The 21,537-nt window shown below is 73.8% G+C and carries 22 protein-coding genes; 14 read left to right on the top strand and 8 right to left on the bottom strand.

Annotated elements, in window-relative coordinates; all coding sequences use genetic code 11:
- Positions 1-606 precede the first annotated feature (606 nt).
- From IG63_RS0103220 to IG63_RS0103200, 5 genes are all read right to left on the bottom strand, one after another.
- Positions 607-1,239 (bottom strand): hemerythrin domain-containing protein, encoded by a 633-nt coding sequence (locus IG63_RS0103220; RefSeq protein ID WP_030482943.1) that lies wholly within the window; start codon positions 1,237-1,239, stop codon positions 607-609.
- 179 nt (positions 1,240-1,418) lie between these two features.
- On the bottom strand, positions 1,419-1,805 hold the full coding sequence (locus tag IG63_RS0103215; protein WP_030482942.1) for a universal stress protein: 387 nt from the start codon (positions 1,803-1,805) through the stop codon (positions 1,419-1,421).
- Entirely contained in the window at positions 1,802-3,322 is a 1,521-nt protein-coding gene (locus tag IG63_RS0103210; RefSeq protein ID WP_030482941.1) for a tripartite tricarboxylate transporter permease, read from the bottom strand. Before IG63_RS0103210 ends, IG63_RS0103215 begins: the two co-directional genes overlap by 4 nt.
- Before the next feature lies 1 nt (position 3,323).
- A complete protein-coding gene (locus IG63_RS0103205) occupies positions 3,324-3,854 on the bottom strand; it encodes a tripartite tricarboxylate transporter TctB family protein (RefSeq protein WP_030482940.1) in 531 nt (176 codons plus the stop codon).
- Complete coding sequence (locus tag IG63_RS0103200; RefSeq protein ID WP_030482939.1) at positions 3,851-4,852, bottom strand: Bug family tripartite tricarboxylate transporter substrate binding protein; 1,002 nt, start codon at positions 4,850-4,852, stop codon at positions 3,851-3,853. Before IG63_RS0103200 ends, IG63_RS0103205 begins: the two co-directional genes overlap by 4 nt.
- 93 nt (positions 4,853-4,945) lie before the next feature.
- Between IG63_RS0103200 and IG63_RS0103195 the strand changes: the two genes are divergently transcribed.
- Together IG63_RS0103195 and IG63_RS0103190 are read left to right on the top strand one after the other, a co-directional pair.
- Positions 4,946-6,631 (top strand): sensor histidine kinase, encoded by a 1,686-nt coding sequence (locus IG63_RS0103195; protein ID WP_051706109.1) that lies wholly within the window; start codon positions 4,946-4,948, stop codon positions 6,629-6,631.
- Positions 6,628-7,320 (top strand): response regulator, encoded by a 693-nt coding sequence (locus IG63_RS0103190; protein WP_157210002.1) that lies wholly within the window; start codon positions 6,628-6,630, stop codon positions 7,318-7,320. The genes IG63_RS0103195 and IG63_RS0103190 overlap by 4 nt, the downstream gene beginning before the upstream one ends.
- 2 nt (positions 7,321-7,322) lie before the next feature.
- Here IG63_RS0103190 and IG63_RS0103185 read toward each other — a convergent pair whose 3' ends face one another.
- Entirely contained in the window at positions 7,323-8,444 is a 1,122-nt protein-coding gene (locus IG63_RS0103185) for a 5-methyltetrahydropteroyltriglutamate--homocysteine S-methyltransferase (protein ID WP_030482936.1), read from the bottom strand.
- A gap of 106 nt (positions 8,445-8,550) precedes the next feature.
- On the opposite strand from IG63_RS0103185, the gene IG63_RS0103180 reads away from it, so the two are divergent.
- Genes IG63_RS0103180 through IG63_RS0103165 form a run of 4 tightly spaced genes read left to right on the top strand, consistent with a single transcriptional unit; the run spans position 8,551 to position 12,215 of the window.
- Positions 8,551-9,696 carry a FecCD family ABC transporter permease gene (locus tag IG63_RS0103180; RefSeq protein ID WP_245604287.1) on the top strand — a complete coding sequence of 382 codons (1,146 nt, stop codon included), beginning with the start codon at positions 8,551-8,553 and terminating at the stop codon, positions 9,694-9,696.
- Positions 9,680-10,681, top strand: coding sequence for an ABC transporter substrate-binding protein (locus tag IG63_RS0103175; RefSeq protein WP_036194358.1), 1,002 nt, complete (start codon positions 9,680-9,682; stop codon positions 10,679-10,681). The genes IG63_RS0103180 and IG63_RS0103175 overlap by 17 nt, the downstream gene beginning before the upstream one ends.
- A complete protein-coding gene (locus IG63_RS0103170; protein WP_030482933.1) occupies positions 10,678-11,475 on the top strand; it encodes an ABC transporter ATP-binding protein in 798 nt (265 codons plus the stop codon). The genes IG63_RS0103175 and IG63_RS0103170 overlap by 4 nt, the downstream gene beginning before the upstream one ends.
- A complete protein-coding gene (locus IG63_RS0103165) occupies positions 11,472-12,215 on the top strand; it encodes a class I SAM-dependent methyltransferase (RefSeq protein WP_051706108.1) in 744 nt (247 codons plus the stop codon). The genes IG63_RS0103170 and IG63_RS0103165 overlap by 4 nt, the downstream gene beginning before the upstream one ends.
- Here the strand turns inward: IG63_RS0103165 and IG63_RS0103160 are convergent.
- Entirely contained in the window at positions 12,199-12,858 is a 660-nt protein-coding gene (locus IG63_RS0103160; protein ID WP_051706107.1) for a class I SAM-dependent methyltransferase, read from the bottom strand. The two genes, IG63_RS0103165 and IG63_RS0103160, sit on opposite strands and share 17 nt — an antisense overlap.
- Positions 12,855-13,826 (bottom strand): type I pantothenate kinase, encoded by a 972-nt coding sequence (coaA, locus tag IG63_RS0103155; RefSeq protein WP_030482931.1) that lies wholly within the window; start codon positions 13,824-13,826, stop codon positions 12,855-12,857. Before coaA ends, IG63_RS0103160 begins: the two co-directional genes overlap by 4 nt.
- Before the next feature lie 62 nt (positions 13,827-13,888).
- Between coaA and glmS the strand changes: the two genes are divergently transcribed.
- The 8 genes from glmS (at position 13,889) to tsaE (ending at position 21,524) form a co-directional block, all read left to right on the top strand.
- Positions 13,889-15,730 carry a glutamine--fructose-6-phosphate transaminase (isomerizing) gene (glmS, locus tag IG63_RS0103150; RefSeq protein ID WP_030482930.1) on the top strand — a complete coding sequence of 614 codons (1,842 nt, stop codon included), beginning with the start codon at positions 13,889-13,891 and terminating at the stop codon, positions 15,728-15,730.
- 4 nt (positions 15,731-15,734) lie between these two features.
- Positions 15,735-16,085, top strand: coding sequence for a holo-ACP synthase (locus tag IG63_RS0103145; protein ID WP_030482929.1), 351 nt, complete (start codon positions 15,735-15,737; stop codon positions 16,083-16,085).
- Between the two features lie 254 nt (positions 16,086-16,339).
- On the top strand, positions 16,340-16,660 hold the full coding sequence (locus IG63_RS0103140) for a GIY-YIG nuclease family protein (protein ID WP_030482928.1): 321 nt from the start codon (positions 16,340-16,342) through the stop codon (positions 16,658-16,660).
- A gap of 131 nt (positions 16,661-16,791) precedes the next feature.
- A complete protein-coding gene (locus IG63_RS0103135; protein ID WP_030482927.1) occupies positions 16,792-16,992 on the top strand; it encodes a hypothetical protein in 201 nt (66 codons plus the stop codon).
- Between the two features lie 23 nt (positions 16,993-17,015).
- Positions 17,016-18,389, top strand: coding sequence for a bifunctional ADP-dependent NAD(P)H-hydrate dehydratase/NAD(P)H-hydrate epimerase (locus IG63_RS0103130; protein WP_030482926.1), 1,374 nt, complete (start codon positions 17,016-17,018; stop codon positions 18,387-18,389).
- A 29-nt stretch (positions 18,390-18,418) separates the two neighbouring features.
- Positions 18,419-19,594 (top strand): alanine racemase, encoded by a 1,176-nt coding sequence (alr, locus tag IG63_RS0103125; protein WP_036194356.1) that lies wholly within the window; start codon positions 18,419-18,421, stop codon positions 19,592-19,594.
- Entirely contained in the window at positions 19,591-20,634 is a 1,044-nt protein-coding gene (locus tag IG63_RS20370) for an alpha/beta fold hydrolase (RefSeq protein ID WP_036194354.1), read from the top strand. Before alr ends, IG63_RS20370 begins: the two co-directional genes overlap by 4 nt.
- A complete protein-coding gene (gene tsaE / locus IG63_RS22525; protein WP_030482923.1) occupies positions 20,631-21,524 on the top strand; it encodes a tRNA (adenosine(37)-N6)-threonylcarbamoyltransferase complex ATPase subunit type 1 TsaE in 894 nt (297 codons plus the stop codon). Before IG63_RS20370 ends, tsaE begins: the two co-directional genes overlap by 4 nt.
- The last annotated feature ends 13 nt before the right edge of the window (positions 21,525-21,537 follow it).

The following is a 21,537-nucleotide window of genomic DNA, read 5'->3' as shown; positions in this document are numbered from 1 at the left end:
CGGGGGTCTCGACGAGCTCGACCGACAGGGCACGGGTGGTCGAGGAAGGCGGGCAGCGCCTGTCTCGAGGCCCGGTGGGTGGGCGGCGTGCGGGGGTCTCGAGACGGTTGCTGCGCAACCTCCTCGACCACCCGGGCGGGGTGGGGGCGGCGTACCGGGGGTCTCGACACGCTCGACCGACAGGGCACGGGTGGTCGAGGAAGGCGCGCAGCGCCTGTCTCGAGACCCGGTGAGTCGGCGGCGTGCGGGGTCTCGAGACGGTTGCTGCGCAACCTCCTCGACCATCCGGGCGGGGTGGGTCGGCGGCGTGCGGGGGTCTCGACAAGCTCGACCGACAGGGCACGGTTGGTCGAGGAAGGCGGGCAGCGCCTGTCTCGAGACCCAGTGAGTCGGCGGCGTACGGGGTCTCGAGACGGTTGCTGCGCAACCTCCTCGACCACCCGGGGCGGGGTGGCGGGCGGCGTACCGGGGTCTCGACAAGCTCGACCGACAGGGCACGGGTGGTCGAGGAAGGCGCGCAGCGCCTGTCTCGAGACCCGGTGAGGGGGCGGCGTACCGGGGGTCTCGACAAGCTCGACCGACAGGGGAGTCGTCGGGGGTGGCAGGTCAGCGCCAGGCGCTGGCGACCTCGCGGCGGTAGCGGCGGCCGAGCACGCCGACGAGGAGGAAGCGGACGGGGGCGGGGATCATCCCGCGCAGCGCCCGGGTCTCCTCGGGGCCGGCGTCGTCGGAGACCCAGGAGAGCATCGTGGCGGCGCGGCCGAGGCCACCGGCGCGCAGCTGCTTCTCCATCACCTTGGCCTCCGGGCTCTCCAGGAAGCCGCCGTGCAGCACCGGCTCGAGCTCGCGCTCCTCGTGCTCGAGGTGGGAGTCGGTGACCGAGTACAGGTGGCGTACGCCGGCCAGCGCGCGGTCGCGGTGGGCCGCGGTGGGGTCGGCGCGCAGCAGGGTCATCGCCTCGTGGGTCTCGCCCAGCGCCGCAGCCATCAGCTCGTGCTCGCCGTCGAACTGGGTGAGCAGCCCAGGGTCGACGCCGTACGACGTGAGCGCGGGCCAGACGATGTCGTGCTCGCCGTGGTGGTGGTGGTCGAGCTGGAAGTGGAAGTTGTCCCACGCCCGGCCGAGCGCCGCGGCCCGCTCCCGGTCGCCCGGCGCCAGGGCGCCGAGCGCCTCCTCGAAGCGCCGCAGGTCGCGGCGTACGGCGCTGTGGATCACCCTGTTCATCGACATCTCCGCCATGGCGAGACGCTACGACGCGACGGCGGGGTTGGACAGAGCCTGTGACGTCGCGAGCGACCCGGACGGGACGAACCGCCCACTGGCGTCACGACGTTGCCACTGGAGGCCCGATGTTTCGGCGCTCCAGTGGCAGATTCACCGGCCGGCCGGTGAATCCGCCACCGGCCGACCGGCAGCGGTCAGGGTTTGACGGCGAGGACCGGGCAGGTGGCGTCGAGCAGGATGCGCTGGGAGACGCTGCCCATCAGCGCCTTGCCGACGGGGCTGCGGTGGCGGATGCCGACGACGATGAGGGCGGCGCCGGTCTCGGCCGCCACGTCGAGCACCAGCTGGGCGACGTCGGGGGCGACGTCGCGGCGCACGGTGACCTCGACGCCGTCGGCGGCCAGCCGCGACTGCAGCGCCGCGATCTCGTCGTCGTGGGCGTAGCGGGTGTCGACGAGCGCGTCGCCGCGGGTGCCGTTGACGACCACCAGACCCGTCTGGCGGCGGACGGCCTCTGCGGCGGCGTGCTCGAGTGCGGCTCTGCCGAACTCGTCGGGGGTGTAGGCGGCGATGACGCTCACAGGTTCGCTCCCTCTCGGGTCTCGGACGTCGGGGTGGCGTCCTGCTCACGGCGCGAGGCGGGACGCACCACGTTGATGATGGTCCACGCCACCAGCAGCGCGATGATCAGGTAGCACACGATCGCCACCGGCTCGCTCCACAGCGTGCCCAGGTCGCCCTGCGAGATGGCCAGCGCCTCGGCGAGCTGGCTCTCCAGGCGGGGACCCAGGATGACGCCGATGATCAGCGGCAGCACCGGGATGCCGAAGCGCCGCATCGCGAAGCCGAGCAACCCGAAGACCAGCAGCACGGCGAGGTCGAAGGCGGAGAAGTTGGCGGCGTAGGCACCGAGCGAGGCGAAGAAGAGGATGCCGGCGTAGAGGTAGGGCCGGGGGATCTGCAGCAGCTTGGCCCACAGCGGCGCCATCGGCAGGTTGATCACCAGCAGCAGCGTGTTGGCGATGAAGAGGCTCGCCAGCAGCGCCCACACCAGCGTGGGGTTGGCGCTCATGAACTGCGGGCCGGGCTGCAGCCCGTAGCTCTCGAAGGCGACCAGGATGACGGCGGCGGTGGCCGTGGTCGGCAGGCCGAGGGCGAGCATCGGCAGCAGCGTGCCGGCGGCCGAGGCGTTGTTGGCGGCCTCCGGACCGGCGACGCCCTCGATGGCGCCGTGGCCGAACTCCTCGGGGTGCTTGGAGAGCTTGCGCTCGGTGACGTAGGACAGGAAGGTCGGCACCTCGGCGCCGCCGGCGGGCAGCGCACCGAAGGGGAAGCCGTACGCCGTGCCGCGCAGCCACGGTCCCCACGAGCGGCGCCAGTCCTTCTTGCTCATCCAGGGCTGGCCGACGGGGATGATCTCCAGCGGCTTGCGGCGCAGGTGCGCCGCGACCCAGAGCGCCTCGCCGAGGGCGAAGATCGCCACGGCCACGACGACGACCTCGATGCCGTCGGCCAGCTGGCCCTGGCCGAAGGTCAGCCGCGGCTGGCCGGTCGAGGTGCCGACCAGGCCGACGGTCAGGCCCAGGAAGAGCGAGGCGAAGCCGCGCAGCTTGGAGGACCCGAGCACCACGGTGACGGCGAGCAGGGCCAGCAGCAGGATCGCGAAGTACGACGGCGCACCGAGCTGCACCACGAGCGGGCCGATCTGCGGCGCCAGCGCCACGAGCAGCACAGTGCCGATGGTGCCGGCGATGAAGGAGCCGATGGCGGCGGTGGCCAGCGCCTGCGAGGCCCGCCCGGCCTTGGCCATCTTGTTGCCCTCGAGCGCGGTGATGACCGAGGAGGACTCTCCCGGGGTGTTCAGCAGGATCGAGGTGGTCGAGCCGCCGTACATGCCGCCGTAGTAGATGCCGGCGAACATGATCAGCGCGCTGGCGGGCTCGACGTTGTAGGTCACGGGGAGCAGCAGGGCCACGGTCATCGCCGGGCCGATGCCGGGCAGCACGCCGACGGCGGTGCCGAGCAGCACGCCGATCACGGCGAAGAGCAGGTTGGTGGGGGTCAGGGCCTGCGAGAAGCCCTCCAGCAGCAGGTCCATGTCAGAGAATCCCGTCCAGGATGCCGGCGGGCATCGGGATGCCCAGGCCGACGTAGAAGCCGTAGAAGGTGCCCACCGAGAGCGCCACGCCGATGGCGACGTCGCGCACCGGGTGGCGGCTGCCGAGCACGCGGGCCGACGCCGCGAAGAGGAAGGCGCCGGTGATCGCCCAGCCGAGCCAGTCGATCAGCGCGATGTTGACCACGAAGACGAGGACCAGCAGGCCCACGGTGCGCAGGTCGGTGCCGGTGGTGAGGTCGATGTCCTCGCCCTCCTCGGCCTCGGCCACGTCGCCGCGGGCGGTCGCCACGGCCAGGGCGATGCCGAGTCCGATCAGCACGACGCCGAAGACGTAGGGGAAGGTCGCCGGGTGCAGTGCCTGGTCGGCGAAGCCGGGCTCGATGCCGCTGGCGTCGTAGACGGTGTAGGCGCCGACCAGCGCGAGGAAGCCGGCGAAGCCGTACTGCGCGGTGTCGACCACCTTGCGGGTGGTGCTCGTGCCCGCCCGGGCGGGCGGAGTGGTGGTGGTCATGCGAGTCCCAGCTCCTTCAGGGTGTCGGCCACGCGGGTGTCCTGCTCGACGAGGAACTCCTCGAACTCGTCGCCGGTGGCGAAGTTGTCGGACCAGCCGTTGCGCTCGAGGGCCTCCTCCCACTCGGGGGTGCCGTGCATCTCGGTGAAGAGGTCGATCAGGTACTGCCTGGTCTCCTCGTCGATGCCGGGCGGGGCGAGCACGCCGCGCCAGTTGGTGAAGACCAGGTCGACGCCCTCCTCGGTGAGGGTCGGCGCGTCGACGGTGGGCAGCCGCTCCTCGCCGGAGACGGCGAGCACGCGCAGCGAGCCGTCCTCGATCTGGCCCTCGAACTCGCCGAGGCCCGACATGCCGACGTCGATCTTGGAGCCGAGCAGGGCGGTGGTCAGCGGGCCGCCGCCGTCGTACGCCACGTAGGTGACGTCGACGGGGTCGATGCCCAGGGTGTCGGCCAGCTGCATCGGGAAGAGGTGGTCGGGACCGCCAGGGGACGAGCCGCCGCCGACGACGACGCTGTCGGGGTCCTCGGTCCAGGCGTCGACGAGGTCCTGCACGGTCTCGAAGGGCGAGTCGGCGGGCACCAGGATGCCCTCCTGCTCCTCGACGAGGCGGGCGATCGCGGTGGCGCGATCGACGGTGGCGTCCGACTTGTTGGTGTAGACGGCGCCGACGACGCCGAGGCCCATGGTCATCACGAGGTCGTCGGAGCCCTCCTCGTTGAGCAGCCGCTGCATCGCCAGGGTGCCGCTGGCGCCCTCGATGTTGGTGATCTCGAAGCGTCCGGTGAGCTCGTCGTCCTCCATCACCTTCGCGGCGCTGCGGCCGGTGAGGTCGTAGCCTCCGCCGGGACTGTTGGGGATCATCATGCGCAGCCGCCGGTTCGACGGGTCGTCGCTCCCGGCGGTGACGCCGGCGCAGGCCGACAGTGCGGCCAGCAGCACGACGACGAGCGTCGCGAGCGCCGTACGACGGCGGTGCGGGGACGGGTGGAGCGGCATCGGGCGAGCACCTCCTGGGTGGGGTCCGTGCGAGCATGGCCGCGGCGTGTGGTGGTCGTCACGCTTGCGGAAGCAAAGGAGGTTGTGGTCGTTGTGGTCACGCTGAGCCGGTCGCGCCACCGGCGTCGCGAGCGCTCCGTCGCCGGCCAGTTCCTGGTGCTCCAGCTGGTCGTCGTGGTGGCGGTGCTCGGCATCGTCGCGCTGATCTCCTTCCGCCAGTCGACGGTCGCCTTCACCGAGCAGACGGGCGCCCAGATGCGCTCGGTCGCGGCGTACGTCGCCAACCTCGACCAGCTGCGCGCGAAGCTCGAGGCTGCCCAGACCAGCCCTGCCGAGCTCGACACCATCCGTGAGCTGGCCCCCGCGGTCGACCAGGCGCTGAGCCTGCGCCAGGTCGACGAGATCGACGTCGTGGGCCCGGACGGCACGGTGCTGGTCTCCTCGGACCCGCTGCGCGAGGGCAAGCCCGCCGAGCTGGGCGACAGCCGCGCGCTGGAGGGCCGCAGCTGGACCGGCGAGGTCACGCGCGACGGCCACCGGGCCGTCGCGGCGCACGAGCCCGTGCTCTTCGCCGGCGAGGTCGCGGACCCCGACGACGACCGCTACATCGGCGACCTGATCGGCATCGTCGTGGCCGAGCGCGACTTCCCGAGCACGTGGGAGCGGCTGACGGGCGCGGCCACCGACCTCGCCCTCTTCCTCGGCCTGGGAGCGCTGCTCGGCGTGGTGGGGTCCTACGTTGTCTCGCGCGTGGTGAAGCGGCGCACGCAGGGGCTCGGGGCCAGCGAGATCGCCACCCTCGCCGACCACCGCGAGGCACTGCTCCACAGCATCCGCGAGGGCGTCGTGGCCGTCGGCACCGACCGCCGCGTGACGATGGTCAACGACGCGGCGAGGGTCGTGCTGGGGCTCGGGGAGGACCCGGTCGGGCGTCCCGTCGACGAGCTGGGCCTCAACCCCGAGGTGGTCGAGCTGCTGACGGGTGACAGCCCCGCGACCGAGGACGCGCTCGGGCTCGTGGGCGACCGGGTGGTGGTCTTCAACCGCCGGGTGGCCTCGAGCCGCGGCCAGGGCATCGGCACCGTCACCACGATGCGCGACCGCACCGAGCTGGTCTCGCTGCAGAACCAGCTCTCCTCCAACCTCTCCATCACCGACACCCTGCGGGCGCAGACCCACGAGTTCAGCAACCAGCTGCACACGATCTCCGGCCTGGTGCAGCTGGAGGAGTACGACGAGGTGCGCTCGCTGGTGGGCGCGCTGAGCCGCCGCCGGGCCGAGCTGAGCGACCACGTGACCGAGCGGGTGGCCGACCTGGCCGTGGCCGCGCTGCTGATCGCCAAGGCCACGACCGCCGACGAGCGGGGCGTGCTGCTCGAGCTGAGCGAGGACTCGTCGCTGCGCGCGCTCGACGCCGCCGACTCCGCCGACCTCACCACGGTGCTGGGCAACCTGGTCGACAACGCCGTCGACGCCTGCGCGGGCGGCGAGGACCCGCGGGTCACGGTCGCGCTGCAGTCGGGCACCGGCGCGGTGCACCTGGAGGTGGCCGACACCGGCCCCGGCGTACCTCCCGACCTGCGCGAGGCCGTCTTCGTGCGAGGCTTCTCGACCAAGCCCGAGGTGCTCGGCGGTCGCGGCATCGGGTTGCCGCTGGTGCAGCTGATCTGCACCCGTCGCGGCGGCAGCATCGAGGTGCACGACGGTGTGGGGCCGGGGGCCGGCGCCGTCTTCTCGGTCCGGATGCCGCTGGGTGCGGGGCAGGAGGTGGGCGCGTGATCACGGTGCTGGTCGTCGACGACGACTTCATGGTCGCGAGCGTGCACACCCGCTTCGTCCAGCGCATCGAGGGCTTCGAGGTCGTCGGGGCCGCCCGCACCGGCGCCGAGGCGCTGCACCTCGTCGAGGAGCTCGACCCCGACCTGCTGCTGCTCGACGTGCACCTGCCCGACATGAGCGGCCTGCAGGTGCTGGCGGCGCTGCGAGCGGCCGGCAACCACGTGGGCGTGGTGATGGTGACCGCCGAGCGCGGGGCCGACGCCGTGCGCACGGCCCTGCACGGGGGCGCGATGCAGTACCTCGTGAAGCCCTTCGAGCACGCCGACCTCGTCGCGCGGCTGCAGCAGGTGGCGACCACGCTGCGCTCCCTCGACGGCTCGCCCGGCCGCGAGCCCGACGACATCGACCAGAGCGCCATCGACCAGGTCTTCGGTGCCGGCGGCGCCGAGGTGACGACCGCGACGGGCAAGCGGCTGCCCAAGGGCCTCTCCACCGAGACCGGCGCCCTCGTGGAGCAGCTGCTCGCGGAGGTCGACGACGTCTCGGCCGCGGAGGCGGGGGAGCGCCTCGGGATGTCGCGGGTCAGTGCCCGTCGCTACTTGGAGTACTTCGTCGCGACGGGCGTCGCCGAGGTGCGGCTGCGCTACGGCACCGCCGGCCGGCCGGAGCGGCGCTACCGGAGGGTCTGAGGTCAGCCCCAGACCTCCTGGGCGACCTCGCAGACCAGGCGCAGCTTGGCGATCTCCTCGGCCTCGCTGAGGTCGTTGCCCTCGACGGTGGAGGAGAAGCCGCACTGGGGGGAGAGGCACAGCTGCTCGAGCGGCACGTACTTCGCCGCCTCGTCGATGCGCCGCTTCAGGTCGTCCTTGCTCTCCAGGCGGGCGTGCTTGGTGGTCACGAGCCCCAGCACGACCATCTTGTCCGGCGGCACGAAGCGCAGCGGCTCGAAGCCGCCCGAGCGCTCGTCGTCGTACTCCAGGAAGAAGCCGTCGACCGCCAGCTCGCTGAAGAGCGCCTCGGCGACGAAGTCGTAGCCACCGGACGCCGCCCACGAGGAGCGGTAGTTGCCGCGGCACATGTGCGTGGTCACGCGCAGGTCGTCGGGACGGCCCTCGAGCGCGGCGTTGAGCTGGCGGATGTAGCGCTCGTGCTGGTGCTCGGCGTCGCCGCCCTTGGCGGTGAGCTGCTCGCGCTGGGCCGGGTCGTTGAGGTAGGCGAGGCTGGTGTCGTCGAGCTGGAGGTAGCGGCAGCCCCGCTCGTGGACGAGCGCGACCTGCCGGGCGTACGCCGCGGAGAGGTCGTCCCAGAAGGCGTCCTCCTCGGCGTACACCGAGGGATCGATGGCGGCGGCGCCGCCGCGGTAGTGGACCATGCTGGGCGACGGGATGGTCAGCTTGGGCGTCATCCCCTCGGGTGCCACCCGCCGCAGGTGGTCGAAGTCGTCGCCGAAGATGGCCTCCTCGATCCGGACCGGGCCGTCGACCACGAGGCCGGCGGAGGTGAAGTCGAGCGCGCCCCCGGCATTCTCGAAGTGCACCTGCAGCTCCTCGTCGGTGCGCCGGATGCCCTCGATGGCGTAGATGAAGTCCATGTGCCAGGAGGTACGCCGGAACTCGCCGTCGGTGACGGTCTGCAGCCCCGCCTCCTGCTGCAGCCGGGCGACGTCGGCGATCGCCGCGTCCTCGACCTCGCGCAGCGACGCCGCGCTGCGGTCGCCGTCGGCGTGCTCCTGTCGGGCCAGGAGCAACGGCTCGGGACGCAGCAGGCTGCCGACGTGGTCGGCACGGAAGGGGGGGAGGTCTCGCCAGGTCACACTCCTGCACTACCCGGGTGGAGGGGTTCCGATGCCCCCGCTGTCCCGCGCCCTCACCGATTGCTAGGTTGTTGCGAACTGTTCGCAACAAGGGTCGGGGGTCGGGGTGACGGCGACGGAGGTGCGTGGCCCGCGGGGGGAGCAGCGCGCCGACGGCCGCCGCGGCCTCGAGAGCTCCGAGGTGCCCGACCCCCTCGGTCTCGGCGCCGTACGCCGCCGCGCGCGGGCGTGGACGGCTGGGCTGGTCGTGGCCCTCGTGCTCACCGTGGTGCTGGCCATCGGGACGGGGGCGGTCTTCGTGCCGCCCGACGTGGTGGCGCGCGTGATCGGCTTCCACGTGCTCGGGGTGGGCGAGATGACCTGGACCCGGCCGCAGGACGCGATCGTGTGGCAGGTCCGGGTGCCGCGGGTGCTGCTGGGCGCGCTGGTGGGCGCCGGGCTGGCCGTCTGCGGCACGGCGCTGCAGGCGATGGTGCGCAACGTGCTGGCCGACCCCTACCTGCTCGGCGTCAACTCCGGCGCCTCCACGGGCGCCGCCGCGGCGATCCTCTTCGGAGCGGGCACCGGCCTCTCCGCGGCGCTGGGGGAGCACCTGCTCCAGGGCAGCGCCTTCCTGGGCGCGCTCGCGGCGTCGGTGCTGGTCTTCCTCGTCGCCCGCACCGGCGGGCGGGTCACCTCGATGCGGCTGCTGCTCGCCGGCGTGGCCGTGGGCTACGCGCTCTACGCCGTCACGAGCTTCCTCATCTTCGCCTCCGGCTCGGCCGAGGGCGCCCGCTCGGTGCTCTTCTGGCTGCTCGGGTCGCTCGGGCTGGCCGCCTGGGGCACGCCGCTGGTGGCCGTCACGGTCGTGGTGCTGCTGACGGTGGCGGTGCTGACCGGCGCCGGGCGCGCCCTCGACGCGCTCGCCATCGGCGACGAGACCGCCCAGACGCTGGGCATCTCCCCGGAGCGCCTGCGCACCGCGCTGCTCGTGCTCGTCTCGCTCTGCGTCGGCGTGGTCGTCGCCTCCTCCGGGAGCATCGGCTTCGTCGGTCTCGTGGTGCCCCACCTGGCGCGGCGTGCCGTCGGTGCCGCGCACGCCCGCGCCGTGCCCGTCGCCGCCCTCATGGGCGCGGTGCTGCTGGTGTGGGCCGACGTCGTCGCCCGCGTCGCGCTCGCCCCCCAGGAGATCCCGATCGGCATCATCACCGCGCTCGTGGGAGCGCCCTTCCTGCTCGTGCTGATCCGGAGGCTGCATGCGACGTCCACGTGACCTGACCACCACCGCCACCACCGCCACCGCGGTCGCCGCGGTGCTGCTGCTCAGCGCCTGCGGGGCGGCCGAGACCGGCGCGCAGCGCGAGGTGCCGGCGGGCTTCGCGCCGGTGACGGTCGAGAGCTGCGGGGCGGAGGTCTCCTTCGACACCCCGCCGGAGCGGATGGTGCTGCTCAAGAGCGCCGCCGTGCCCTACCTGCACGAGCTGGGCGTGATGGACCGCGTCGTGGCCAGGGCGGGCCAGTACCCGGACGACTACTACGACGAGGAGACGCGCGCCGAGCTCGACGGGATCGAGCTGCTCACCGACCGCACCGACCCCAGCGGCCACCTGCAGATCTCGCGCGAGACCGTGATCAGCCAGGAGCCCGACCTGGTGCTGGGCGCCGTCGACAACCTCTCCCGCGAGTCGCTGGAGGCCGTCGGCATCCCGCTGCTCGAGGAGCCGGCGCTGTGCCCGGAGGGCGTCGACGACCCGTCCTTCGACGACGTGGGCGAGCAGATGCGGATGTACGGCGAGGTCTTTGGCGAGCAGGACCGCGCCGAGGCGGCAGCCGCCGCGATCGAGGAGCGGGTCGCGCGGCTCCGGCAGCGCGCGGGTGACGGCTCGACCACGGCGGCGGTGCTCTACCCGACTGTGGGGGGCGGCACGACCTACGCCTACGGCACCCGCAGCATGGCGCACCCCCAGCTCGAGGCGGCCGGCCTCGACAACGTCTTCGGCGACGTGGACGAGCGGGTCTTCGAGGTCACCCTGGAGGAGCTGCTCGGGCGCGACCCCGACGTGGTCGTGCTGCTCCACGGCGACGGCGCCCCCGCCGACGTCGAGGCGGCGCTCACCGACCTGCCCGGCGCCGACCAGCTCACCGCCGTGCGCGAGGGCGAGGTCATGACGCAGCTCTTCAACTTCACCGAGCCCCCCACGCCGCTCTCCGTCGACGGGCTCGAGCGCCTCGTCGACCGCTTCGGGGAGCGGTCGTGATCGAGGCCACCGGGGTGTGGTGGTCCTACGGCGCCACCCCGGTGCTCGACGAGGTCGACGTCGTCGCCGCCGACGGGCGGGTGCTGGGGCTGATCGGGCCCAACGGCAGCGGCAAGACCACGCTGCTCCGGCTGCTGCACGGCGGTCTGCACAGCCCCACGGGCAGCGTCCGGGTCGACGGCACCGACCTCGGCGACCTCGCGCCGCGCGAGCTCGCGCGCCGGCTGGCGGTGGTGGTGCAGGAGGAGGGTGGCGGCGACTCGGTGCTGACCGCGGGCGAGATGGTGCTGCTCGGCCGCACGCCGCACCTGCCGCCGCTGGCGCGGGCCCGCCCGGAGGACCACCGGGTCGCCGCCGGGGCGCTGGCCCGCGTCGGCGCGCTGCACCTGGCGCCGCGTCCCCTCCAGGCGCTCTCCGGTGGCGAGCGCCAGCGGGTGCTGATCGCCCGCGCGCTGGCCCAGCAGGCCGGGCACCTGCTGCTCGACGAGCCGACCAACCACCTCGACATCCGCTACCAGCACGAGGTGCTGGCGCTGCTGCGCCACGTCGGCGGCTGCTGCGTGGTGGTGCTGCACGACCTCGATCTCGCCGCCCGCTACTGCGACGACCTGCTGCTGCTCGACCGCGACGGTCGCGTCGTCGCCTCGGGCCCCGCCGGCGACGTGCTCGACCCGGACCTGCTGGAGCCGGTCTACGGGCTGCCGGTCCGGCGGCTCGAGGTCGACGGGGAGATCCACCTCGTCTTCCGCCCTGCCGACCCCGCCCTCCCCGCGACCGAGAGGACGTCCGCATGACCGAGCAGCTCACCGACCACGACCGCCACGACGGCGAGGTGCAGGAGCAGATCAACGGCTACTGGTCGCGCCGCGCCGCGGCGTACGACGACTACCAGCAGCGCCCCGAGCGCCGTGAGCTCGACCGCCGCGCCTGGACCGACGTGTGGCGCAGCGCGCTGCCGAGGGCGGCGTACGACGTGATCGACGTGGGCACGGGCAGCGGCCACGTGGCGTGCCTGCTGGCCTCGATGGGCCACCGCGTCACCGGTGTCGACCTCGCCGACGGCATGCTCGAGCGCGCCCGCGAGCACGCCGCGCGGATGCCGCGGGCGCCGTCCTTCGTGCGCGGCGACGCGGTCGACCCGCCCTTCCCGCCGGGCACCTTCGACGCCGTCGTCGGCCGCTACCTGACCTGGACGCTGCGTGAGCCCGACCGGGCCTTCGCCGCGTGGAGACAGCTGCTGCGTCCGGGCGGTCGCCTCGCGCTGGTCGACACCGCGTGGTTCCCGCGCGGCTGGGACGCCTCGCAGGAGTCGGCGCCCGACGAGTTCGGCGACGCCTACGACGCCACGGTGCGGCAGGCGCTGCCGCTGGCCGAGGGCGACACGATGTGGGGCCTGCAGCAGCGGCTGCGGGAGGCCGGCTTCGCCGACGTCGACGTGCACCCGCTGCACCGCATCCTCGAGCTCGACCTCGAGCACGGGGTGGCGCCGGGCCACGAGGTGCGCACGCAGTACCTCGTCACCGCCCGGAGGTGACCTCGGGCGTGACCCCGGTGGGCGCGGCCGACAGCACGGCCAGCACGTAGTCGTCGCTGGGTGGCCGCAGGTCCCACGTGCCGGCGACGAGGTCGGCCTGCAGTCCCGCGGCGCGGGCGTGCTCGAGGAAGGTCGCGACCGGGTAGTCGCGGCTGCCGGGGGGGCCCTCCTGCGGGTGGAAGCCGACCAGCAGGCGTCCGCCGGGCACCAGCAGCGCCGCCAGGGTGCGCAGCGCGATGACCTCGGTGTCGTCGGCGAGGTAGATCATCACGTTGCCCACCACCACGACCACGTCGTACGCCGTGGGCCGGCCGTGCGCCTCGAGCAGCGCGGGCGTGAGCGCGAGGATGTCGCTCTCGACCACCGTGACCTCGGGGTAGAGCTCGCGGGTCACCGCGATGAGCGCGGGGTCCTTCTCGACGGCGGTGACGTCGTGGCCGCGGCGCACCAGCGAGTGCGAGACCCGGGCGATGCCGGCCCCCGCGTCGAGCACGCGTCCGCCGCGCGGCAGCAGCACGTCGGCCAGCCGGGCCTCGCCGTCGACGTCGCGGTCGGGGCCCGGCAGCTCGCGGTGCGCCCGGGCGTAGGGCGAGTCGAGGGTGTCGCCGAGCTGCTCCCAGCGGGTGGGCGGGTGCTCGCTCACAGCTTGCGCAGCCTGACCCAGCGCACCGAGTGGTCGTGGTCCTTGCGGAGCACGAGGGTGGCGCGGGAGCGGGTGGGCTTGACGTTGGCCTCCAGGTTGGGGCCGTTGATCTCGTCCCAGATGCGGCTCGCCTCGGCGACCGCCTCGTCGTGGGAGAGCGACGCGTAGCGGGCGAAGTACGACTGCGGGTCTCGGAAGGCGGTCTCGCGCAGCCGCAGGAAGCGGTCGGTGTACCAGCGCCGGATGTCGGAGGTGGCGGCGTCGACGTAGACGGTGAAGTCGAAGAAGTCGCTCACGGCGAGGCCGGTGCGGCCGTCGGGGCGGCTGGCGGCCGGCTGCAGCACGTTGAGCCCCTCGATGATGACGATGTCGGGACGCCGCACCACCACGCGCTGCTCGGGCACGACGTCGTACACGAGGTGGGAGTAGGTCGGCGCCTCGACCTCGTCCTTGCCCGACTTGATGTCGATGACGAAGCGCAGCAGCGCCTTGCGGTCGTAGGACTCCGGGAAGCCCTTGCGGTGCAGCAGCCCGCGACGCTCCAGCTCGGCGTTGGGCAGCAGGAAGCCGTCGGTGGTCACCAGCGCCACCTGCGGGTGCTCGGGCCAGTGGGCCAGCATGTGCTGCAGCACGCGCGCCGTCGTCGACTTGCCCACCGCGACCGAGCCCGCGAGCCCGATCACGAAGGGCGTGCGCGGGGGCTGGGTGCGGTGCAGGAAGTCCTCCTGCTCGTGGTGCAGTCGCCGCGCGGCCTCGACGTACATGCTCAGCAGCCGGGAGAGCGGCAGGTAGACCTGCTCCACCTCGGCCAGGTCGAGCTGGTCGCCCAGGCCTCGCACGCGCTCGATCTCGACGTCGGTGAGCGGCTGGCCCGCCGCGCTGCCCAGCGCGGCCCAGGCCGCGCGCTCCAGCTCGACGTACGGCGAGCTCTCGGCCCCGCGGTCGCCCGACGCCCCGCCGTGTGACATGCCTGGCAGCGTAGGGCGTCGGGTGCGGCTCCCGACCCGCGACCTGCCTAGACTCGACTCCCATGTGCGGGATCGTGGGATACGTCGGCCACCGGCAGGCGCAGGACGTCGTCGTCGAGGGGCTCCGCCGGCTGGAGTACCGCGGCTACGACTCGGCCGGCATCGCGCTGGTCGACGCCGGCACCATCGCCTCCGACAAGCGGGCCGGCAAGCTGGCCAACCTCGAGGCGGCCATCGCCGCCGAGCCGCTGCCGCCCTCGACCACGGGGATCGGTCACACCCGGTGGGCCACCCACGGGGCGCCCACCGACCGCAACGCGCACCCGCACCTGGGCCAGAAGGCGCGGGTCGCGCTGGTGCACAACGGCATCGTCGAGAACTACCTGACCCTGCGCGAGGAGCTGGAGCGGGCCGGGCACGAGCTCGACTCCGAGACCGACACCGCGGTCGCCGCCCACGTGCTCGAGCAGGAGCTGCTCGAGTGCGACGACCTCGCCGAGGCGATGCGGCGCACCTGCCGGCGGCTCGAGGGCGCCTTCACCCTGGTCGCCGTCGACGCGCACGACCCCACCACCGTCGTGGCTGCCCGGCGCAACTCCCCGCTCGTGGTCGGGCTGGGGGAGGGCGAGAACTTCCTCGGCTCCGACGTCGCCGCCTTCATCGAGCACACCCGCGAGGCCCTCGAGCTGGGCCAGGACCAGGTCGTGGCCATCACCGCCGACGACGTCGTGGTCACCGACTTCGACGGGTCGCCCGCCACCGGCACCCGCTACCACGTCGACTGGGACCTCTCCGCCGCCCGCAAGGACGGCTTCGACTGGTTCATGCGCAAGGAGATCTTCGAGCAGCCCCGGGCCCTGGCCGACGCGCTGCTGGGCCGCCACGACGGCAAGGGCCAGCTGCAGCTCGACGAGGTGCGGCTCAGCGAGGACGACCTGCGCACCATCGACAAGATCGTGGTGATCGGCTGCGGCACCGCCAACTACGCCGGCCTGGTCGCGAAGTACGCCATCGAGCACTGGACCCGGATCCCGTGCGAGGTCGAGCTGGCCCACGAGTTCCGCTACCGCGACCCGATCCTGACCCGCAACACGCTGGTGGTCGCGATCAGCCAGTCGGGCGAGACCGCCGACACGCTGATGGCGATCCGCTACGCGCGCCGCCAGCGCGCCAAGGTGCTCGCGATCTGCAACACCAACGGCTCCACGATCCCGCGGGAGTCCGACGCGGTGATCTACACGCACGCCGGCCCCGAGATCGGCGTCGCCTCCACCAAGGGCTTCCTGACCCAGCTGGTGGCCTGCTACCTGCTCGGCCTCTACCTCGCCCAGGTGCGGGGCACGAAGTTCGGCGACGAGATCGCCGCCGTCGTCGCCGAGCTCGACAAGATGCCCGCGCACGTCCAGACGCTGCTCGACCGCGCCGAGGAGGTCTACGCGCTGGCACGCCAGCACGCCGACACCCGCTCGGTGCTCTTCCTCGGCCGCCACGCGGGCTTCCCGGTCGCGCTGGAGGGCGCGCTGAAGCTCAAGGAGCTGGCCTACATCCACGCCGAGGGCTTCGCCGCCGGCGAGCTCAAGCACGGCCCCATCGCGCTGATCGAGGAGGGCCTGCCCGTCTTCTGCGTGATGCCGCCCCGCGGCCGCGACCAGCTGCACGACAAGATGGCCAGCGCCGTGCAGGAGGTCCGCGCGCGCGGCGCCCGCACCTACGCCCTGGTCGAGGAGGGCGACGACGCGGCGGCGTACGCCGACGAGGTGATCCGGCTGCCGAAGGTGCCCACGCTGCTGCAGCCGATCGTCGCCACCGTGCCGCTGCAGCTCTTCGCCTGCGAGCTCGCGACGGTCATGGGCCACGACGTCGACCAGCCGCGCAACCTCGCCAAGTCGGTCACCGTCGAGTGAGCGCGTGATCGTCGGCGTCGGCACCGACGTCGTCTCGCTCGACCGCTTCGCCGCCTCCCTGGAGCGCACCCCGACGCTGCGCGAGCGGGTCTTCACACCGGCCGAGGCGGTCCTGGCGCCGGAGTCGCTCGCCGTCCGCTTCGCCGCCAAGGAGGCGCTGGCGAAGGCGCTCGGCGCCCCCGGCGGCCTCGCGTGGCACGACGCCGAGGTGGTCACCGACGCCGCCGGTGCGCCGTCGTACCTGCTCCGCGGCAGCGTCGCCGCCCGCGCCGAGGCCCTCGGCGTACGCCGCACCCACCTCTCGCTCTCCCACGACGCCTCCCGCGCCCTCGCCTTCTGCGTCCTCGAGTCGTGAGCCGGCCGGCCCCCGGGTGGTCGAGGAGGTCGCGCAGCGACCGTCTCGAGACCCGGTGAGACGACCACGCGGGCCGCTCTTCGTGCCCTTGGTCGGCGGCCCGGACCCCGGGTGGTCGAGGAGGTCGCGCAGCGACCGTCTCGAGACCCGGTGAGACGACCACGCGCCGTCCACAGGTCCCCCCGGGCACGCCGCCCTCCACAGCGCCGCCCACGAACCACCGCTCCGTCCGCGTCGTCGCGCACGATCCGTGGATGGCCTGGACCTACCTCCTGGAGTGCAGCGACGGATCCCTCTACGTCGGCAGCACGACCGACCTGATGGCGCGGCTGCACCAGCACCAGCAGGGCCTGGGCGCGATCCGGACCCGCACTCGGCTGCCCGTCAGGCTCGTGTGGTCCGCCGAGTTCGAGACCATCCCCGAGGCCTTCGCCTTCGAGAAGCAGGTCCGGAAGTGGGGCCGCGCCAAGCGGCTGGCGTTGATCCGCGGCGACTTCGACGCGCTGCCCGACCTCGCCTCCCGCTCGCACCACGGCAACCGGCGGCGGGGCGAGTACGAGGGGTGCGCGGAGTAGGTGGCCTCGAGGGGTCTCGAGACAGGCGCTGCGCGCCTTCCTCGACCACCCGGAGCGCGCTGCCCGACCTCGCCTCCCGCTCGCACCACGGCAACCGGCGGCGGGGCGAGTACGAGGGATGCGCGGAGTAGGTGACCCGGGGGGTCTCGAGACAGGCGCTGCGCGCCTTCCTCGACCACCCGGACCGCGCTCGGCGCGCCTTCCTCGACCACCCGGACCGCGCTCGGCGCGCCTTCCTCGACCACCCGGAGCGCGCTCGGCGCGCCTTCCTCGACCACCAGCGGCTCGGGTGGTCGAGGAGGTCGCGCAGCGACCGTCTCGAGACCTGGTGACCCGCGCCACCTACCGTGGGCACATGCGAGCAGCCCACACCGTGCAGCAGGTGCGAGACGCGGAGGCGGACCTGATGCGGGGGTTGCCCGAAGGGGCGCTGATGCAGCGCGCCGCGACGGGGCTGGCGACGGCGATCGCCGACCTGCTGGGGGCGACGTACGGCGCGCGCGTGCTGCTGCTGGTGGGGGGCGGCGACAACGGCGGCGACGCGCTGTGGGCGGGGGCGGTGCTCGCGCGACGTGGCGCCTCGGTGGAGGCGGTGCTGCTCTCCGAGCACGCGCACGCCGAGGGGCTCGCGGCGCTGCGGGCCCGCGGTGGTCGGGTCGTGACGGCGACGGAGTCGTCGCGCCCGGACGTCGTCGTCGACGGCGTCGTCGGCATCGGCGGGCGGCCCGGTCTGCGGCCGGAGGCGGTCGAGGCGCTGGCCCAGCACCCCGGCGTGCCGGTCGTGGCGGTCGACGTGCCCTCCGGGGTCGACGTCGACTCCGGCCGCGTCGATGGCGACCACGTGCGGGCCGACCTCACCGTCACCTTCGGCACCCACAAGGTGGCCCACCTCGTCGACCCCGCGGCCGAGGCGGCCGGCGTGGTGCACCTCGTCGACCTCGGTCTCGACCTGCCGGACGCGGCGGTCACCGCGCTGCAGGCCACCGACGTGGCCGCGCTGCTGCCGCGACCGGGCGGCGTCGACCACAAGTACACCCGCGGCGTCGTCGGCGTCCGCGCCGGCAGCGACGCCTACCCCGGGGCGGCGGTGCTGTGCACGGCGGGTGCGGCGACGGGCCTCGCCGGCATGGTGCGGTACGCCGGCGCTGCCGCCGACGCGGTGCGCGCGGCCCACCCCGAGGTCGTGGTCGGCGGGGGCCGGGTGCAGGCGTGGGTGGTGGGCTCCGGCGGCGACGCCGACGCCGAGCAGGCGCTGGCCGACGCGCTCGCCGACGGCGTGCCCACGGTCGTCGACGCCGACGCCCTGCAGCACGTCCGGACGCACGGCGGCGAGCTGGTGCTGACGCCGCACGCCGGCGAGCTGGCCCGGATGCTCGACCTCGAGCGCGCCGAGGTCGAGGCCGACGGGCTGGCCGTCGCGCGTCGCGCAGCAGCGACGTACGGCGCCACCGTGCTGCTGAAGGGCCGCCACACGCTGGTGGCCCGTCCCGACGGCGCGGTCCGCGTGACCACCAGCGGCGTGCCCTGGCTCGCCGTCGCGGGCGCCGGCGACGTGCTGGCCGGGATCATCGGCTCGCTGCTGGCGGGGGGTCTCGACCCCTTCGACGCGGCGTCGGTGGGCTCGTGGCTCCACGGCGCCGCCGCGACGCTGGTCAGCGACGGCGGCCCGCTTCGCGCGGGAGCCGTGGCCGACGCCGTGCCCACGACGGTGCGGCGGCTGCTGCTCTGACCCCACCGGGGTGGGAGCATGGTGCCGCCATGGACGTCCCCGCCCCCGGTCTCACGACCAGCCCCCGCGCCGAGATCGAGGTCGACCTCGGGGCCGTGCGGCACAACGTGCGCCGCCTGCGCGAGCTCGTCTGGGGCACCGAGCCCGGCTCCGCCGGCCAGGTCATGGTCGTGGTCAAGGCCGACGGCTACGGCCACGGCATGCGCCAGGTGGCCCGCGCGGCCCGGCAGGCCGGCGCGCAGTGGCTGGGCGTCGCCACGCCCGAGGAGGCGCTGGAGCTGCGCGCCGCGGGCGACGGCGGACGGCTGCTGTGCTGGCTGGCGGCGCCTGGGCAGGACTTCGCGCCCCTGGTCAGCGCCGACGTCGACGTGACGGCCTACTCCGTCGCCCAGCTGGAGGAGGTCGTGCGAGGAGCCCGCGAGGCGGGTCGCCCCGCCCGGCTGCAGCTCAAGCTCGACACCGGTCTCTCGCGCGGCGGCGCGCCCCGCGAGGACTGGCTAGCCCTCGCCACCGGCGCCAAGCACGCCCAGGACGAGGGCGACGTCGTCGTGACCGGGCTCTGGTCGCACCTCGCGTGCGCCGACGAGCCCGCCCACCCGGCCAACCAGTCGCAGCTCGACGCCTTCGCCGACGGGGTGGCGCTGGTGCGCGACGTCGGGCTGGAGCCCGAGGTGTGCCACCTCGCCAACTCCGCCGGCGCGCTGCTCCACCCGGCCGCGCGGCACGACCTGGTGCGCCTGGGCATCGCCGTCTACGGCTTCAGCCCCGCTCCCGACGTGGTCTCCGGCAGCGAGCTGGGGCTGGTGCCGGCCATGACGGTGCGCGCGCGCGTGGTGATCGCCAAGGACCTCCACGCGGGCGACGGCATCTCCTACGGCCACACCGCCCACGCCACCGAGGGCATGCGGGTGGCGCTGGTGCCGCTCGGGTACGCCGATGGCATCCCGCGACACGCCTCCTCGCGCGCGGAGGTGCTGCTCGGGGGAGCGCGGGCGCCGGTCGTGGGTCGGGTCTGCATGGACCAGCTCGTCGTCGCGGCGCCGGAGGCCCAGGCCGGCGACGAGGTGGTGCTCTTCGGCGCCGGCGTCCACGGAGAGCCCACCGCGACCGAGTGGGCGCGCTGGTGCGGGACCATCGACTACGAGATCGTCGCGCGGATGCGCGGTCGTCAGCACCGCACCTGGACGGGGGAGGAGCAGGAGTGAGCAGACGCTCGTGGGCGTGGGTCGGCGGCGGTGCCGTGGCCACGGCAGCAGCCCTGGCCACGGGGGTGCTCGTGGAGCGGCGCGTCGTCAAGGCCCGCCACACCGGGGCCGACGAGGCCGACAGCTACGGCACGTTGCGGGCCAAGGCGCGCCAGGTGACGTGCACCGACGGCGCCGTGCTGCACGTGGAGGTCGACGAGCCCGAGGACTTCGGGGGCGACCCCGACGCCCCGACCGTGGTGCTCGTGCACGGCTTCGCGCTCAACCTCGACTGCTGGCACTTCCAGCGCCAGGCGCTGCGCGGCAGCCACCGGGTGGTGCTCTACGACCAGCGCTCGCACGGGCGCTCCCCGCGCGCCGCGGGCAACGAGACCATCGACCAGTGCGGCAAGGACCTCGCCTCGGTGATCACCCAGGTCACCTCCGGCAAGGTGACCGTGGTCGGTCACTCGATGGGCGGCATGTCGGTGATCTCCTTCGTGCAGGAGCACCCGACGCTCTTCGCCGAGCGCGTGGGCGCCGTGGGCCTGATCTCGACCACGGCCGGCGGGCTGCGGCCCCACCGCACGCTGTCGCGCCTGATCCCCGACGGCCTGGGCCAGCTGGTCGCGCCCCGCGTCGTCGCCGCGCTGTCCAAGGCCCCCGAGCTGGTCGACTCCGCGCGCCGCAACGGCTCCAACATCGGCTTCCTCGTCGCCGAGCGCTACGCCTTCGGCCGCAAGCCGAGCCCCGCCGAGGTGGAGTTCCTCGACGAGATGCTGGCCGGTACGCCGTACGAGGTGCTGGCCGGCTTCTTCCCCGAGTTCGGCAAGCTCGACCGCTACGACGGCATCGAGGTGCTCGCGAAGGTGCCGACCACCGTGATCGGCGGCACCGCCGACCGGGTCACCTCGATCGGCCACAGCCGCAAGCTCGCCTCCCGGATCGACGGCGCCCGGCTGGTCGAGTGCGAGGGCGCCGGCCACCTGGTGATCTTCGAGGAGCACGAGGTGGTCAGCCGCGAGATCGCGTCGCTGGCCGAGGCGGTCACGAGGCTGTGACCGAGCTGCAGATCCTCGAGGTCGACGGGTCGCGGGCGGCCGACGTGCTGTCGGTGGTGCACGAGGCCTTCGCCAACCGTCCGCCCCTCGACCCGCCGGCGACCGCGCTGGAGGAGACCGAGGAGAGCATCAGGAAGGCTCTCGACGCCAACGGCGGGCTGCTGGTGATCCACGAGGGACGCCACGTGGGCGCGCTGCTCTTCGAGGAGCGTGGCCGGATGCTCGGGCTGCGCCGGGTCGGCGTGCTCGGCAGCGTGCGGGGGCTGGGCGTCGCCGCCCAGCTGGCCAGCCGCGCCTTCGAGATCGCCGCCGAGCGACACTGCGGCGGCGTCGAGCTGGAGGCACGCGTCGAGCTCCCCAGGACCGTGCAGTTCTGGCGCCGGATGGGCTACGTCGAGTCGGGCCGCAACGGCAACCGCCTGACCATGCTGCGGCTGCTGCCGGTGACCCGCACCCTGCCCACGGCCGACGACACCCGCGACTTCGGTGGCTGGCTGGCGGGGCTGCTGCGGCCGGGCGACGTGGTCATCCTCACCGGCGACCTCGGGGCCGGCAAGACCACGCTGACGCAGGGGATCGGGACCGGGCTGGCCGTGCGCGGCCAGGTCACCTCGCCCACCTTCGTGATCTCCCGGGTGCACCCCTCGACGCAGGGTGGCGCGCCCCTGGTGCACGTCGACGCCTACCGCCTCGACGACGAGCTCGAGCTCGACGACCTCGACCTCGACACCGACGTCGACCAGGCGATCACCGTGGTGGAGTGGGGCGAGGGCAAGGCCGAGGGCCTCGCGCACAGCCGGCTGCAGCTGCACCTGGCCCGGCACGACGACGACAGCCGCACCCTGACCCTCACCCCGGTCGGCCCGCGCTGGCGCGACCTGCACTTCTAGGAAGGAACGCCCG

Source organism: Nocardioides aequoreus (assembly GCF_000720335.1).
GTDB classification, from domain to species: Bacteria; Actinomycetota; Actinomycetes; order Propionibacteriales; family Nocardioidaceae; genus Marmoricola; species Marmoricola aequoreus.
Note: the sequence above shows the minus strand (reverse complement) of the source record. Positions and strands in the feature narration are given on the sequence as shown.